Source organism: Streptomyces roseolus, from assembly GCF_014649855.1.
Taxonomy (GTDB): domain Bacteria; phylum Actinomycetota; class Actinomycetes; order Streptomycetales; family Streptomycetaceae; genus Streptomyces; species Streptomyces roseolus.
In genome coordinates this window covers 1-548 of sequence record NZ_BMTV01000096.1, presented here as the reverse complement: position 1 = coordinate 548, position 548 = coordinate 1, and the positions used below count along the sequence as shown (strand labels likewise).

Here is a 548-nt window from a genome sequence, read left to right as displayed (position 1 = left end):
CGCCCCGCTGACCGGCTGTGATCACGACGGACAGGGGCTTCTGCCCCTGCTCAACCGCGAGATGGATCTTGCTGGTCAGTCCGCCGCGGGAACGTCCGAGGCCGTGGTCGGCCGGCTCGACGAAGATCCCGCCGGGTGGCTCCTTCTGGAGATCCCCTTTTTCGCCGCTCCGGCGGCGTGCTGGTGGGCCCGGCAGACGGTGGAGTCGACGTTCACCTCCCAGGTGATCAGGCCCTTGCCGTCCGCCTCGGTCTGGAGCTGGGTGAGGATCCTCGCCCAGGTGCCGTCCCGCTGCCAGCGCCGGAACAGGTCATAGACCCGGTCCCACGGTCCATAACGCTCGGGCACATCCCGCCAGGGAGCACCGGTCCGGGTCCGCCACCGTATGCCGTCTATCAACTGCCGCCGCGTCCACACCTGCGGCCGGCCCGGCTTGATGCCTATCGGCAGCAACGGCTCAAGCCGGGCCCACTGGCCGTTCGTCAGATCCCCACGTCCCACAGGACGTGATCATCAACGAACAAGATCCACTTTCGCAACAGACCCTA

At 67.5% G+C, this 548-nt stretch carries 1 protein-coding gene; it reads right to left on the bottom strand.

What is annotated here, in order from left to right; translation table 11 throughout:
* Positions 1 to 75: 75 nt before the first annotated feature.
* A complete protein-coding gene (locus tag IE245_RS36610) occupies positions 76 to 501 on the bottom strand; it encodes an IS5 family transposase (RefSeq protein WP_229852092.1) in 426 nt (141 codons plus the stop codon).
* Positions 502 to 548 lie beyond the last annotated feature (47 nt).